Here is a 13756-nt window from a genome sequence, read left to right as displayed (position 1 = left end):
TCAGCAGTCCTTGACGTCCGGCATCTTGTTGTCGGGCGAGTTGATGTAGATGTTGGAGATCCAGCCGTTGTACTGGGGGAGGTACGCCCACCAGTCATTGCTGTACGGCGGTACGTTGACCTTCTCGCCCCTCGCCTGGCAGCCCACCAACACCTCGACGCCTGCGGGGAGTTGGGTGATGGGCGCGTTGCCCGTGTTCGGGTTGGGGCGGACGTTCACATGGTCGCTCCATGTGCCGTACCACCATCCCGCGGGCCGGGTGGCTCCGGGAACGTTCAGGGAGCGGGTCAGTCGGCCGATGTCCGTGTACGCCTTCCCGTACGACGTGCCGACGGGATGCAGCGTGAACACGGCCACGATGGACCGGTCACCGGCGCCCACGGTGCCCGTGCTGTGCAGGGCGGGCCGGGTCAGGTCCACGTCCACGTCCGCGGCGGCGGCCGGAGCCGGACTCGATGCACCCGTCGCGGTCGCGGAGGCGGTGGTCGGCGTGCCGCAGGTGCCCTTTTCGTAGGAGGTTCCCGCCCAGCCCTGCTTCACCGCCCACGGCTTCGCGAACGCCCCGGCGACGCCGAAGTGCTGGTCGAACTTGTCCGAGGCGCAGCGGGTGGACTGACGCAGGTTGTCCATCACGAAGGTGCGCACCGGGGCGGGCGCCGAGTCCAGGAGGTAGCGGTAGATCGTCACCGTGTCGCGGGCGGAGAGCGCGGTGTAGCCCCAGAAGCCCTCCTTCCCGGCGGGCGGCACTGCCGTGTCCTTGAGCTCGAGGTTCTTCACCATGCGGGTGATGATCGCCGTACCGCCGTGGTCCGACCAGTAGTTGTTGGCGGCGTTGTCGTTGCTGCTGCGCAGCATCGGCTCCAGCCATGCCCGGTCGGCGGCGGGCACGGTGTAGTCGGGGTCTCGGTCCCACAGGTAGTCCAGCGCCATCAGCAGCTTGACGATCGAGGCGGACCGGAAGCGGGTGCTCGAGTTGAGTTGCTCGGTGAAGGTGCCGGTCTGCCGGTCGAAGACGGCGACCCCGGCGCTGACGCCGGAGGGCACCTCGACGGACGCGGCGGCGGGGCGCACCGGCTGCCCGGCCGGGGCATCGGCGGCGGCGGAGCCTGCCACGCCGCCGATCAGCAGGAGCGCGGCGGCGGCAGCGAGAAGAGGGCGCTTCACAGGTAGTGCTCCCTGGGATTGATCGAGCTGACCGGTCTGAGGGCGAGCGCGGCGGCGCCGTGCAGGAGTCTGCGCATGTGATGCCTTTCGTCGTGAACGCCGGTAAGCGGGGCCGGTCAGGCTCCGTCCTGCGGACCGGACGGTGAAGGGCCCGGCCGGGTCCGGCCGCTGATCTTGCCGAGGGCGATCTGCCGATCGACGTGGACGCTCTTCGTCAGAGTGATGCGGACACTGTCAAGGCGCATGAGAGCCGTCTCTTCCTGTCTGTGGAGGGTGCCCCGCAGCACGGCCGGGGACTGGAAGACGACTCGAACCCTAGAAAGGGGAGTGGGGTCGGCGGTCCTGACGAATGTCAGGGTGGCGCTCGCGGGCTGTGGGCTCAGCCCGACAGCAGGTTGACGAGTGTTGCACCTGACGTCGTACGCCGGGCCACCACGTGCTGCCCTCGGCGCTCCCGGCTGAGGAGGCCGGCCGCCTCCAGTTGACCGCAGTGGTAAGTCACGGTCGCCGGCGTGCAGTTGAGCGCGGAGGCCAGGGTGCCCATGGTGCACGGGCGGACCAGCTCGCGCAGGATCCCCGCCCGCAGGGAGCCCACCACGAGCTTGAGCGGGTCCCTTTCGGCGGTGGCCTTCCGAGCGGTCCACAGCGTGTTCAGGCCGGGCACGGGATAGCCGAACCACACGGCGTCGGACCGGTCGAAGCTGAAGACCGAGGCTCCGTTGCCCGACACGATGGGCACCAGCACCACACGGCGGGCACCCCGCTCGAACGTCTCGGGGTGCGGATCGGGCACGTACAGCGTCTGCCCGGCAAAGCGGATCTTGGGCCCGAGCCCGCTCATGACGAGCGGCAGGGCGCTGCTGACGACCGCCACACCCACCCGCTCGGTCTCCCGGGCCAGCAGGGAGCCGGCCCGCGCCCAGATCGGCCCGAAGGCCTCCCACAAGGCGCCGAGAATGGCCGCGTACGTGTGGATGAAGGCTCTCGGCCGGTCGACGACCGACTGCCACTGCCGGGGGACCGTCCCCCCGAAGTCCGTCTCCAGCTCCTGCAGCAGCAGATGGGGCGAGACCTCCGCCAGACGGTCGAGCTGGACCGAGAGATCGGTCTCCCACAGTGGTGCCGTGGGGGTGAGGCAGTCGGGGACCATCGAGTACTCACGCGTGAACAGCGGCCGCAGCACCGTCTCCGCCCCCTCGGGCACCGCCGAGCGCAGCGCGCGCCGCCACGTGGGGTGCACGCCCTGGGAACGTCCGCCGAGCGCATCCGCGACGAGCGACATCAAGGTGACGCCGGGCTGCGCCACGACCGACACCGGCACTGTTTCCAGCGGCCCCAGACACAACTCGGAGAACCGGGCCATGAACACTCCCCCATTGACGTACCACCACCCCTTGGGACGCACGGGTTCGAGTAAAGGTTTCGAACAACCTGAGCAAAGACGCCGACGGGGACACGTTTTGAAGCCGCTCGAAATGCTGGGTCGGGCTGCCGGCTTTGAACAGACTGTGTCCGACCACGGGGGGACGGTGGCGGCTGACCAACCGCGCACATCGCTGTGCCCCCGCGCAGAACACGCAAGAGAAACGGGGCACTTGTATGTCTCTTGGACGCCGTGCCGGCACGGGGCTGTTCGCCGTGCTGACGGCCTTCGCCGCCACGCTGACGCTCGTCACTCCCGCCGAGGCAGCCGTCCACGACTGCCGTGTCTCGGGGGACCGGGCGGTCTGCGCGTACGTCACGGGAATCGACGCGGGCTCCTGGCTGCAGATGCGCACCGGCCCCGGATACGCCTACGCCGACGTGCCGTACGGGCGCCTGGACAACGGGGAAGAAGTGGGCCTGGACTGCTGGACCACGGGCGACGGGGCGACGGACAACCCGAACTACCGCTACTGGATGCGGATCGACACCGGGGTGCGCTCCGGCTTCGTCAACGACTGGTACCTCGACACCGGCAGCCCCGCGGTGTGGCAACAGCGGATTCCGCAGTGCTGAAGACCCGGACAACGAAGAGAAGGAAGAGGGGGAACCTCATGAGCTCCGTACGCCGCAAGATTCTCGGCTTCGCGACCGTTTTCGCCACCGTCGCGACGATGATGGCCACGGCCACACCGGCGAACGCCGCGACCTACCCGTGCGAGAGGTCGGGTTCCATCATCCCCTGCACCACGGTCACCGGCATCGACCCGGGCTCCTGGCTCCTGGTGCGCACCGGCCCGGGCTACGGTTACGGCCCGATCGAGCAGGCGTACAGCCGTATGTACAACGGCAACGAGGTCGGTCTGGACTGCTGGACGACGGGCGACGGCGCCTACGACAACCCCGACTACCGCTACTGGATGAGGGTCGAGCTCCCCAACAGCCGCGGTGGCTACGTCAACGACTGGTACCTCAACAGCGGTAGCCCGGACGTGTGGAAGCAGCAGGTCGAACAGTGCCGTGCCTGATACGGCCTCCCGCTCCCGCCTCCCTGTGCCGCACCCTTCGACTCGAGGAACTGACGTGACGTTGAACAACCGCCGGCGGCTGGCCGCAGGCGCCACCCTGATCGCCGCGCTCGCCGCCGGTGTCGTACCCGCCACCACCGCCCAAGCCGCGCCCGCCGCCCCCGGCGCCACCAAGGCGACCACGCCCGCACCAGACATGGAAGGTGTGGTCGCCGCGCTGAACGCCGCCATGGCCGAGGGCGCACCGGGAGCGATGGCCCGGTTCACCGGCCCCGACGGTGTCCAGGCCCGGACCGTGGGAGTGCGCGACCGGGAGTCGGGCGCCGCCATGGACGTCCGCGCACGCTTCCGTATCGGAAGCGTCAGCAAGACCTTCTCCAGTGTGGTGCTGCTCCAACTCGTCCAGGAGCGGAAACTGGAGCTCGACGCGCCGGTGAACCGGTACCTTCCCGGACTGCTGCCCGACGACCGGATCACGGTGCGGCACCTCATGACCCACCGCAGCGGGCTCGCGGACTACACCGACGCGATGTTCGAGCACACCGTGCCCGGCTTCGAGGCCGTACGCAATCGGGTCTTCAGCTACCAGGAACTGGTGGACCTCTCGCTGAGCGAGCCCCGCACCACCGAGCCCGGCGTCGCCTACAAGTACTCCAACACGAACTTCGTGGTAGTCGGCATGCTCATCGAGAAGATCACCGGGAAGCCGGTCGCCAAGGAGTACCAACGCCGCATCATCGGGCCGCTCGGGCTGCGCAACACCTCGTACGTGCACCCCGACGTCCGCATCGCCGGGCTCCACGTACACGGCTATCTGCACCCCGACGAGGCCGGCGCGCCGCTGGTGGACTCCACCGAGCAGACCGTCTCCTGGGCGCAGTCGGCCGGGGCGATCATCTCCAGCCCGGCGGACCTCAACACCTTCGTGACCGCGCTGATGAAGGGCAGGCTGCTGTCGCCGCGGATGCTGGAGGCGATGACCACCGTCACGCCGACCGACACCACCAACACCCGCTTCTACGGCCTCGGTCTGCGCCGCTACGACCTGTCCTGCGGTACGCAGATCTACGGCCACACCGGCACCGTGCAGGGGTTCTACACCTACGCCTTCGCGACCGCCGACGGCCGGCGCAGCCTCTCCGCGATGGCCAACACCTCCAACAAGGGATCCGCCAACACCGCGCTCGGCGGCACGCTCGAGGCCGCGTTCTGCGGCAAGAAGCCGGCCGCGAAGTTCGGGTCGTCCCTGTTGCCGGCCGAGTCGGACCTGCCCGAACGCCGCTGAAAGTCGGGGTCCGGGTTCTCGATGACGACCGCGGCGCAGGGTGGTCGGATCGGCGCGGCCGGACAACCGTACGGTTGTCCGGCCGCGCCGCGCGGTCCGCGTGCCGTCAGCCCGTCGCGCGGACCGCCTCACGGATCAGGTCGGCGACCTCCTTGGGCCGCGAGACCGCCACGGCGTGCGAAGCGCCCTCCGACTCGACGATCGTGGCCCCCGCCCGCTTGGCGCCGAAGCGCTCGACCTCGGGATTGATCGCCTCGTCCGCGCCGGCGACCAGCGCCCAGGACGGCTTGGTCTGCCACGCGGCCACGGGCGCGGTCTCCTCGAACGCCGCTGCGGCCAGAGGGCGTTGGGCCGCCGCGAGCACCTTGGTGACCTCCGCGGGCACGTCGGCGGCGAACACCGCCGGGAAGGCGTCCTCGGAGATGGTGACCTCGACAGCCGGGTCGCCGCCCGGGACCGGGTACGTCCACTGCTTGAGGTTGCTCACGAGCGGGGAGAGCGGGAAGCGCCCCTGCAACTCGCCGAGGCTCTCGCCCTCTTGGAGGACGTAGGCCGCCACGTAGACCAGGCCGACCACGTTCTCCGTGTCACCGGCCACGGTGATGACCGCGCCGCCGTAGGAGTGGCCGACGAGGACGACCGGGCCGTCGATCTGGGAGGCCAGGGAGGCGACGTAGGCGGAGTCCGACGCGAGGCCGCGCAGCGGGTTGGGGGGCGCGATCACGGGGATGCCGTGGCTCTGGAGCTCTTCGATGACCCCGGCCCAGCTGCCGGCGTCCGCGAAGGCGCCGTGCACGAGCAGAACGGTGGGAGTGGTGGACATGTGGGGATCTCCTTGTCGGATCAGCCGTGCAGCGTGGTGCGCAGGGTGTCGATGGCCTGGTTGATCGCGGCGTGGGCGGCGTGGGTTTCGCGCAGGGCGTTGAGCATGACGAAGTCGTGGATGATGCCCTGGTAGCGGACGGCGGTGACGGGGACGCCGGCCTCGCGGAGCTTGCTGGCGTAGGCCTCGCCCTCGTCGCGCAGGACGTCGGCCTCGCCGGTGATGACCAGGGCCGGGGGCAGGCCGGTGAGCTGCTCGGTGGTGGCCCGCAGCGGGGACGCGGTGATCTGGGCGCGTTCGGCGTCGTCGGTCGTGTACTGGTTCCAGAACCACTGCATGGCGTCGCGGCGCAGGAAGTAGCCGGTGGCGAACTGGTGGTAGGAGGCGGTGTCGAAGGCGGCGTCGGTGACCGGGTAGAAGAGCACCTGCTGGACCAGGGGGACATCCCCGCGCTGCTTGGCCATCAGGGTGAGTGCGGCGGCCATGTTGCCGCCGACGGAGTCCCCGGCGACGGCGATCCGGGAGGCGTCCAGGTCCTTGGACGCGCCTTCCTGCACGATCCACTGGGCGACGGTGTAGTTCTGTTCGATGGCGACCGGGTAGCGGGCCTCGGGCGAGAGGTCGTACTCGGGGAAGACGACCGCGGCGTTGGCGCCGACGGCGAGTTCGCGTACCAGGCGGTCGTGGGTGTGGGCGTTGCCGAAGACCCAGCCGGCGCCGTGGATGTAGAGGATCACGGGGAGGGTGCCCTGGGCGCCGGCCGGGCGGACGATCCGGGCGCGGACGCTGCCGGTGGGTCCGCCGGACACGGTGATCCACTCCTCGTCGACGGCGGGCTTGGCGATGTCCCCGGACTGCACCTCGTCGACCGTCTTACGGCCCTCGACCGGGCCGAGATCGAAGAGGTACGGCGGGTTCGCGGTCGCCTCCGCGAAGGCGGCTGCCGCCGGCTCCAGCACCGGCTGGACCGGTTCCACGGCGTCAGACATGTCGTTCTCCTCAGGTTCTTGATGAGTGCTGCGGGCGCCTCGAACAGGACGCCGGAATCAGTTCACCGGTACCGGTCCAGCAGCGCACACCGGGAGAGGCCGGGCGGCCGATCCGTGTCGCCGTCCCCGCGATGCGGCCCTCCAGTGGACCGGCTGCCGGACGTCCGACTACCGGACCGGCACCCTCGGCGATCCGGGCAGTCTTCTGCGATGCGCCCGATGGTCGGATCCTGTCAGCGAGGAGACGGCCGGTGCTTCTGTCATGTGACCGGTCGTGCGACGCCGAGCTGGCAAAATGAGACGCGAACGGCGGCGGGTGGGAGCGGTACTTCATGGAATTCGGTGGCTCGGGCGGCCTCGGTGACGTCGAGGTCGGGCAGGAGCGCACCCCCTTGCCCCTGGGTCGGGACCGTGAACTGTCGCGGATCACGCGCCTGATCGACGCGCTCGACGGCGACGGACCTCGCGTGCTCGTGCTCACCGGAGAGCCCGGAGCGGGCAAGAGCACCCTGGTGGACCGGGCCGCCGCGCAGGCCATGGAGCGCGGCCTGCGTGTGCTGCGGGTACGGGGCTGCGAGGGCGAGCGGGATCTCGGCTTCGCCGGGATGCATCAGCTGCTGTACCCCGTGCTGAGTGGAATCGAGCGGCTTCCCGCCCGTCAGCGCGATGCCCTGCGCCACGCGCTGGGCATGGAGACGGCCGACGCGACGACCGCGTCCGACCCGCTGTCGATCAGGACGGCGGTGCTGACGCTGCTCCTGGAGACCGCGCGACAGCGCCCGCTCCTGATCGCCGTCGACGACGCCCAGTGGCTGGACATGGGCTCGCTGGACGTGCTGGCCTTCGTCGCCCGGCGACTCGACGGGGAGCGCGCCGCCCTGCTGCTGGCGGCACGCGACGAAGCCGTGCCGGCGCGCTTCGACCGCGACTTCCCGCATCTGACGGCCGGTCCGCTGGACCGGGCCGCCGCCGGGCTGTTGCTGGACGCGCAGCCGACGCCGCCGCTCGGCCGGATACGCGCGCAGATCCTCGAGCAGGCGGCGGGAAATCCCCTCGCCCTGATCGAGCTCACCCGAGCCTTCGCCCGGGATCCAGGTGGCCGCGACCTCGCCGCCGTCGATTCGCTGCCTCTGACCGCCCGTCTCGAGCGACTGTTCGCCGCCGACCTGCCCGCACTGCCACCAGCGACCCGACGAGCCCTGCTGCTGGCGGCGGCCGCGGGCACCTCACGACTGTCGGACCTCCCGGACGTGGGGGGACCGGAAGTGTGGGAACCCGCCGAGCAGGCGGGGCTGGTGCGTGTCGAGGGCGGCCAGGTACGGCTGCGCCACCCCCTGGTGCGCTCCGCCGTCCACCAGGCCGCCTCCTTCGCCGAACGCCGCGAAGCCCACCTCACCCTCGCCGCCGCCCTCGCCCGAGAACCCGACCGCCGCGCCTGGCACCTCGCCGCGGCCGCTCTCGGCCCGGACGAGGACATCGCCCGCGTGCTGGCCGAGAGCGCGCGACGCTTCCAGCACCGCGGCGGACACGCGGCCGCGGCGACCGCCCTGGAACGCGCCGCGGAACTCACCCCCGACCCGCCGGAACGCGCCCGCCGCCTGCTCGCCGCGGCCGAGTCGGCCATGTACGCGGGGCATCCGCAGTGGGTGGGGGAGATCGCGGGCCGCGTCACCACGCTGACCGACGACCCCCAACTCCTCGCCGAGGCCTCCTTGCGCGCCGGCTGGTCCCTCGCGGTGACGCTGCGGCACGACGATGCCGTGGCCCATCTGCTTCCGGTCGCGGAATCGATGGCCACCCCGGCTCCGGCCCTCGCCCTGAGCGCCCTGGGCACGGCCGCAACCCCGGCGTACAACTCGGGTGATCCCCGCTACCGGCACGAGATCCAGCGGATCGACGGCCTGATCGCATCGCAGCCGAACGAGAGCGACCGCGTCTGGCCACGGGCGGCGGCCCATCCGTTCACGGACCGGCCCCAGGCGCTGAAGAACCTGACCCATGCGGTCGACTTCCTGCCGGACGACTCGGACCGCACGCTGTCCGGACTCGTCACGCTCGGCGGCGCGGCCTGGATCCTGGACGAGACCGACGAGGCCGTCCGTCTCCTCGGTCAGGCCATGGACCACCTGCGACAGGCCGCAACCGCCGGCGTCAACTGCACCGTCGCACAGGCTCTGGCGCTCGCGTACTTCGAGAGCGGAGCATGGGACGCGGCCCTGGGAGCCGCCGAGAACGCCTTCTGGACGGCGACGGAGGCCGGCGCCGACAACGTCAGCGTCGGATCACCACTGCTGCAGGCCACCGTACGAGCCGCCCGCGGCGATCACGCCGGTGCGCGCGCCCAGGTGCGGGACGCCGTCCGCGGCAGGGACCTGCGCAAGGCCCGCAGCCTGTACGTACGTCACCGCCACGCGCTGGCGCTGGCAGCCCAGGCGGAGGGCGACCACGAGTCGGCGTACGGCCACCTGCGCCGTACCTTCACCGACGACGCCCGCCCGGCCCCCGTCCACTACCACGCCTCCCTCTACCACCTCGCCGATCTCGCCGCCGCAGCCGTCCGCGCCGGCCGGACGGACGACGCCCGCACCGTGCTCGACGCCGCGGACCGCGCCCTTGAACGGCCGCGCTCCGCCCGGCTGGCCGCGATCGTGCACCGCGCCTGTGCCCTGCTGAGCGAACCCGAGGCCGCCGAGCCGCACTTCCGCGCGGCGACCGGCGACCCGGCGGCCGCGAGCTGGCCCTTCGAACACGCCCTGGCCCACCTCGACTTCGCCGAGTGGCTGCGCCGCCGCCGGCGCTCCGCCGAGGCACGCCCCCTGCTGGTCACCGCCCTCGAGACCTTCGAACGACTGGGCGCACGCCCCTGGACCGAGCGGGCCACCGCGGAACTCCGCGCCGCGGGCGTGACCGTGACGCCACCCGCCGCACCCGACGTCGCCGGCGACCTGACACCCCAAGAGCTGCAGATCGCCCGCCTGGCGGCCGAGGGTCTGACCAACCGCGAGATCGGTGCCCGGCTCTACCTCTCACCGCGCACCATCGGCTTCCACCTGCACAAGATCTTCCCCAAGCTCGGCATCACCGCTCGCGCCCAACTGCGCGATGTCGACGGGGTGTGAGGCCGAGGGCGATGCCCCGCCTTCCGCGCTCTCCTGAGCGCGGCGGCGTGCCGGAATCAGGGCAGGCGGAGCCGGCGAGGGCCGTCCCAGCCGGACGCGGCGAGGATGACGGCCGCCGCGCCGGTGCCGAGCACGGCGCCGGCGATCACGTCGCCGGGGTAGTGCACGCCGGTGTGGACCCGGGAGTAGCCGACGGCACAGGCGAGCAGGCCCAGCGGAAGAGTGGCGGCGGGGAGAGCAGGGCCCACGGCGGCCGCGAAGGCGACCGCCGAGGCGGTGTGGCCGGAGGGGAAGGAAGCCGACGCGGGCATGGGCACGTGCCGTCCGGGAAAGGGCGAGTCCTCGGCCCGGTGCGGCCGGGGCCGGCGTACCAGCTGTTTGCCGAGCAGGTTCGCCCCGGCCGAGGCGACGCCGATGGCCGCGACGCCCAGGGCCGCGGCACGGCGGGGCCGACCGGGCCACAGCGCCAGAAGCCCGGCGACCGCGAAGGAGATCTTGGAGTGGTTTGCCGCCGCGGACAGCCGCCGCAGGGCGTGGTCCAGGGTCGGAGTGTCGGTGACCTTCACGGCCTCGTACAACGCCTGGTCGAGGGCGGCGAGATCACGCAACAGTGCTCGGGGGGCGCCGTCGTGGCGCTGCGGGCGGTCAGACATCACTCTGCTCCTGCGTCGTGCGGGTGGTTGGGGGAGTTCGGTCGAGGGCGAGGTGGAGGATGTGCCGCCAGTCCACGGACGGAGCCGTGTAGGACGCGCCGGGCCGGTGACGGGGCACCCGGACCCGCAGGACACCGGGACGGACCGTGCACACGACCGGCGGGGGCAGGGTGAGCGCCTCACCGTCGACGGCCACGGCGACGAGGTCGGTGTCGGCCGTGACGGTCACCTGACGTGCGGTCAGCGAGGTGATGCCGCTGGCCCGTTCGCCCCGCAACGCCAGTTCGGCGGCCTGGGCGGCGCCCTCGATCCGGACGGCGAGCACACCGAGTCGGCCGGCGTCGAGACGTTCTCTGCGCCCGGCGCCGAGCGGGTCGGCCCGCGCGTAGGGGTTGTTGCTCACCAACAGGGCCTGCGGTACCGGTAGTCGGTCGCCGTCGGCCTGGGCCTCCAGCTTCGCCGCGGCCTCGCCGAGCAGCAGGTCCGGCAGCTGGTCGAGGGCGGTGATCGTCTTGGCGTCGCGGTATTCGGGGCTCTGCACGATCTCGGCGTACGCCCCGAAGGAGACCGTGTTGACGAACGGCAGCCCGGCCACGTCGCCCAGATCGATGCGGAGTTCCACACCGTCGGACAGTGCGTCCAGGCCAGCGGCGGGGTCGGCGCGGTCCAGGCCCAGGTCCATCGCGAAGTGGTTGCGGGTGCCGGCGGCCAGGACCATGAACGGTACGTCGTGTGCGGCGGCCACTTCCGCCACCAGGGCCTGTGTGCCGTCGCCACCGGCCACACCGAGCAGATCCGCGCCGTCCTCGACGGCCTGGCGGGCGAGCGCCGCCGGATCGGGGCGGGTGTCGAGGTCGAGCAGAATGACGCGGGCGCCGAGCGCCTCCGCCCGCTCCACCAGTCCGTGCTGGCCTACCTTCCCGCCTCCGGAACGCGGATTCATGATCAGCACCGGTCGGCTGGGCGGCCGGACGGAACGCGAGCGCATGCCGTGCGGTCTGCGCCGACGGCGCAACGCGCTCCTGGCGCAGGCCAGCGCCGCCACCCACGCCCCCAGTGCCGCCACCGCGACGAGCCACAGACCTGAGACGGCGTACAGGACGAGCACGCCCACCGGAGCACCCACGGCCAGGAGAGCGCCGCACACACGCGCCAGACCCCGGTGCGCAAGCGCCCACCACAGACCCGCGCCGGCCACTCCCAGCCCGCCAAGGCCCAGCAGCAGTATCGGCAGTTGGCCCGCGCCCGCCACCACGGACGCTACGGCACCCGCCACACACAGCAGGGCGAGTCTGGCCAGAGTGCGCGCCCGTTTGTCGGAGCCGCCAGGCTCCGTGACGTGCGTCGATCGGACCGTGTTCATGGCGCTCCAGCGAGTCGGGTGGTCGGAGCCATTCTCTCCTCGCACGGTCCGGATACTGCGTCGTGTCCGCCATGGGCCCACCGGCCAGGGTCTCCGGCCTTTCCCGCTGGGCCTCGCCAAGATCGACGGCCCCACGATCTTAGGGGGCATGCCCCCTGTTCCGAGCTGATGCTGTCCCCACCGCGAATCGGCCGCCAGCCCGAGTGACCCCGCTGAGGCGCGTGCATAGCTTCTGACACGACAGAACCGACAGCACTGACAGAGGGGAACCAGCAGTGATCCGGACAGCCCGCGCACCGCGGCCACCGCAAGTGCCTCAAGTACCGCAGGGCGCTTCGGGAATGGGGAGAAGGGCCGTCCTGGTCCTGGCCGTCACCACGCTCGCCGTGGCCGCGTTACCCGTGACGGCCCTCCCGGCCCAGGCGGCCTCCGACCCCCTCGCCCGCTACCACCACCAGCGCCTCGACTGGAAGAGCTGTGTGCTCGGCCCGGACGACGCGACCGGCAAGGAACTGGAGCAGGCGGGCGCCCGGTGCGCCGACGTGACGGTGCCGTTGGACTACGGTGCCCCGGACGGCCGTACGATCACCGTCGCGATCTCCCGGATCCGCGCCACCGACACCGCCCGCCGCGTCGGCCCGCTGCTGCTCAACGGCGGCGGCCCCGGCGGGCAGACGCTCGGCGACCCGCCGTGGGTGAGCAAGGCGATGCAGGGCGTCGCGGCGCGGTACGACGTGGTGGGGGTGGACCCCCGTTTCGTGGGCCGGAGCACCCCGCTGGACTGCAAGTGGCCGACCGGCTCCGCGTTCCGCAGCGCGGGCGTCGACCGCGCCGGGTTCGACCGCGTGGCGGCCTTCTCCAAGGATCTCGCCCAGCTCTGCCGGCGGCACGAGGGCGATGTGCTGCCGTTCGTCACCACCCGTAACACCGTGCGCGACATGGACGTCATCCGCGCCGCGCTCGGCGAGCGGCGGATCTCCTATCTCGGGTATTCGTACGGCAGTTACCTCGGCGAGGTGTACGCCACGATGTTCCCTCGCCGCACCGACCGGGTCGTCCTGGACGGTGTCCTGGACCCGGCCCGCTACGGTCCCCGGCTGTTGCGGGGCACCGAGAAGGCCAACCGCCACGCGCTGGAGGGCTGGGCCTCGTGGGCCGCCGCCCGGGACACGACGTACGGTCTGGGCCGTACCCGTGGCGCGGTGCTGGCGGCCGTGGACCGTGTCCAGGCAGCCGCGGCCCGTACCCCGCTGCGGCTCGGTGACTACGCGGTGGACGAGCACGTGATGCCCCTCGTCGTCTTCAACGGCCTCTCGCAGGACAACGACGCTGCCTACGGGGACTTCGCACAGGGGATGCGGGACCTGCTGCGCGCGGCGGACCGGCACCCGGTCACCCCTTCTCCATGGCTCGCCGAGGTCCTCGAGTTCGAGCTGACCGGCACCGACTCCCACTACGGCAGCGTCCAGTCCGCGATCCTGTGCGGGGACGCCGCCGCCCCTGGGGACCCGGAGGTCTACTGGCGTGACGTCCAGCGGGCCCGCGCGAAGGACCCGCTGCTCGGGCCCGTCACGCACAACCTCAGCCCCTGCACCTTCTGGGACCCGCCCCGCGAGCGCCCGACGACCATCCGGGACGACCTCCCGGCCCTGCTCGTCAACGCCACCGGGGACCCGCGCACCACCTACGAGGGCGCCACAACGGTGCGTCGGACGTGGCCCTCCTCGCGTCTGGTCACCCTGCGCGGAGCCGACCAGCACGCGGTGTTCGGCGTCTACGGCACCCCGTGCGTCGACGCCACGGTCAACGCCTATCTCGCCACCGGCCGCCTCCCGGCCACGGACGTCACCTGCGACGCACCCGTCCGGTGAGTGCCGGCCTGCGCACGCGATGACCGGGGTACGGCCGAA

At 71.8% G+C, this 13756-nt stretch carries 12 protein-coding genes; 5 read left to right on the top strand and 7 right to left on the bottom strand.

Annotation, left to right across the window (positions count from 1 at the left end; genetic code table 11):
* The 3 genes from OHU89_RS04190 to OHU89_RS04180 form a co-directional block, all read right to left on the bottom strand.
* A complete protein-coding gene (locus tag OHU89_RS04190; RefSeq protein ID WP_405639914.1) occupies positions 1-1164 on the bottom strand; it encodes a hypothetical protein in 1164 nt (387 codons plus the stop codon).
* 116 nt (positions 1165-1280) lie between these two features.
* Positions 1281-1409, bottom strand: a complete 129-nt coding sequence (locus OHU89_RS04185; protein ID WP_405639912.1) for a hypothetical protein — start codon at positions 1407-1409, stop codon at positions 1281-1283.
* Positions 1410-1543: 134 nt separating this feature from the next.
* Positions 1544-2527 carry an ArsR/SmtB family transcription factor gene (locus tag OHU89_RS04180; RefSeq protein WP_405639910.1) on the bottom strand — a complete coding sequence of 328 codons (984 nt, stop codon included), beginning with the start codon at positions 2525-2527 and terminating at the stop codon, positions 1544-1546.
* 236 nt (positions 2528-2763) lie between these two features.
* Between OHU89_RS04180 and OHU89_RS04175 the strand changes: the two genes are divergently transcribed.
* The 3 genes from OHU89_RS04175 (at position 2764) to OHU89_RS04165 (ending at position 4899) form a co-directional block, all read left to right on the top strand.
* Entirely contained in the window at positions 2764-3162 is a 399-nt protein-coding gene (locus tag OHU89_RS04175) for a hypothetical protein (RefSeq protein ID WP_405639908.1), read from the top strand.
* A gap of 38 nt (positions 3163-3200) precedes the next feature.
* Positions 3201-3614: a hypothetical protein gene (locus OHU89_RS04170; RefSeq protein ID WP_405639906.1), complete on the top strand. Its 414-nt coding sequence runs from the start codon at positions 3201-3203 to the stop codon at positions 3612-3614.
* 61 nt (positions 3615-3675) lie between these two features.
* Positions 3676-4899, top strand: coding sequence for a serine hydrolase domain-containing protein (locus OHU89_RS04165; RefSeq protein WP_405654298.1), 1224 nt, complete (start codon positions 3676-3678; stop codon positions 4897-4899).
* Positions 4900-5005: 106 nt separating this feature from the next.
* Here OHU89_RS04165 and OHU89_RS04160 read toward each other — a convergent pair whose 3' ends face one another.
* Both OHU89_RS04160 and OHU89_RS04155 read right to left on the bottom strand, forming a co-directional pair.
* Positions 5006-5722, bottom strand: a complete 717-nt coding sequence (locus OHU89_RS04160; RefSeq protein WP_405639904.1) for an alpha/beta fold hydrolase — start codon at positions 5720-5722, stop codon at positions 5006-5008.
* 20 nt (positions 5723-5742) lie between these two features.
* Positions 5743-6711, bottom strand: a complete 969-nt coding sequence (locus OHU89_RS04155) for an alpha/beta hydrolase (protein WP_405639902.1) — start codon at positions 6709-6711, stop codon at positions 5743-5745.
* Between the two features lie 332 nt (positions 6712-7043).
* Between OHU89_RS04155 and OHU89_RS04150 the strand changes: the two genes are divergently transcribed.
* Positions 7044-9830, top strand: coding sequence for an ATP-binding protein (locus tag OHU89_RS04150; protein ID WP_405639900.1), 2787 nt, complete (start codon positions 7044-7046; stop codon positions 9828-9830).
* Between the two features lie 56 nt (positions 9831-9886).
* On the opposite strand, the gene OHU89_RS04145 is transcribed toward OHU89_RS04150, so the two are convergent.
* Complete coding sequence (locus OHU89_RS04145) at positions 9887-10483, bottom strand: phosphatase PAP2 family protein (RefSeq protein ID WP_405639898.1); 597 nt, start codon at positions 10481-10483, stop codon at positions 9887-9889.
* Positions 10476-11846 carry a diacylglycerol/lipid kinase family protein gene (locus tag OHU89_RS04140; protein ID WP_405639896.1) on the bottom strand — a complete coding sequence of 457 codons (1371 nt, stop codon included), beginning with the start codon at positions 11844-11846 and terminating at the stop codon, positions 10476-10478. Before OHU89_RS04140 ends, OHU89_RS04145 begins: the two co-directional genes overlap by 8 nt.
* Positions 11847-12187: 341 nt before the next feature.
* On the opposite strand from OHU89_RS04140, the gene OHU89_RS04135 reads away from it, so the two are divergent.
* Positions 12188-13717: an alpha/beta hydrolase gene (locus OHU89_RS04135; protein WP_405639894.1), complete on the top strand. Its 1530-nt coding sequence runs from the start codon at positions 12188-12190 to the stop codon at positions 13715-13717.
* The last annotated feature ends 39 nt before the right edge of the window (positions 13718-13756 follow it).

The sequence above is a fragment of the Streptomyces sp. NBC_00019 genome (genome assembly GCF_045041015.1).
Lineage (GTDB): Bacteria > Actinomycetota > Actinomycetes > Streptomycetales > Streptomycetaceae > Streptomyces.
This window is presented reverse-complemented; position numbering and strand designations above follow the sequence as displayed.